The following is a 1,050-nucleotide window of genomic DNA, read 5'->3' as shown; positions in this document are numbered from 1 at the left end:
GCAACTTTTTAAGTCAAAATTGATGTATTTGATTTAGAGACAAAAGAAAAAACTTCAGATAAAGATGGACTACCTAAGCCTTGAGGTTTCATAGGTAGTATTTATTTAGGTTCCAACATAGATCTTGGAAATGTCCTCATTCTAGGTGTTGAAACCGATGCAGTCTGGGCAGACCGAGGAGAGATGAAGACGGTTTCAAAGCTTCTTGCGATTGATAAATTTAATGATGTTAATGATGAATTTGAAGATGCTGGTGTTACATTGGATGAAGATGAAAAGTTTCAAAAGGGTAACACAGCAGTGTGTCGCATTGGTTTAAAAGGAAAAAGGTCTGGTGAAACACGGGTTCGTGTAGGCTTTTTCGTCGCTGACCGCATTTATGCCTTATGTTTCCGGTGGTATTGTCTGTGCGTAAATACAAGGTGTTGGTAAAGTTTCAGGAACAAAAAAGTCGGCAAATGGTAAACCAAGTAAAGCCGTTTCTGCTACGGTATTTGATAAAATAAAAGCGATGGTGGGTTTCACTCTTGGTGGTGGTATAGATTTCGCGATGACAGATCATATTCTGCTTCGTGCGGAATACCGTTACTTAGACTTTGGTAAGAAGGAATTTAAAAAGGATTATCATAAACTAGGCTACAAAAGCAATGACTTTTGTGTAGGTATCACTTACAAGTTTTAATTTTATCAAAAGTACAATTATGAATAAAAAGTATTAATAAAAAATTAAATTTTCAAGAGATTTTTACTTTGACAAAATCGCTGTTTTCTGGGCTTTTATTTGTCAATTGTGACATTTTTACTACAGCTTTTCTATCTATAATCTTGTAAGGTCATTTTATAGTTAATTTAGGAGCAAAATTATGAATACAAAAGCTTTAATAGCAACTTCTGTTGCCGCTTTAATTTCAGCTTCTGCGGCACAAGCTGCTGACATGGTGATCCCTCGTGAAACAGCCCCAGCAGTTATCGTAGCAGCCCCTTCGTTTTCTTGGACGGGTTTTTATCTTGGTGGTCAAGTTGGCAACTTTTCGAGTAAAACTAAAGTAA

2 protein-coding genes and 1 pseudogene are annotated in these 1,050 nt (G+C 36.3%); all 3 read left to right on the top strand.

All coding sequences use genetic code 11. The annotated features are described in order from the left end of the window. The first annotated feature begins 183 nt into the window (after positions 1-183). Complete coding sequence (locus ACFIKE_RS11265) at positions 184-432, top strand: hypothetical protein (protein WP_375650024.1); 249 nt, start codon at positions 184-186, stop codon at positions 430-432. Continuing rightward, on the top strand, positions 416-682 hold the full coding sequence (locus ACFIKE_RS11260) for an outer membrane protein (protein ID WP_375650027.1): 267 nt from the start codon (positions 416-418) through the stop codon (positions 680-682). The genes ACFIKE_RS11265 and ACFIKE_RS11260 overlap by 17 nt, the downstream gene beginning before the upstream one ends. Positions 683-863: 181 nt before the next feature. Further along, positions 864-1,050: pseudogene (locus ACFIKE_RS11255) on the top strand (hemin-binding protein E); the annotation flags it as partial.

Source organism: Bartonella sp. MU70NMGDW (genome assembly GCF_042194085.1).
Classification (GTDB): Bacteria; Pseudomonadota; Alphaproteobacteria; order Rhizobiales; family Rhizobiaceae; genus Bartonella; species Bartonella grahamii.
This window is presented reverse-complemented; position numbering and strand designations above follow the sequence as displayed.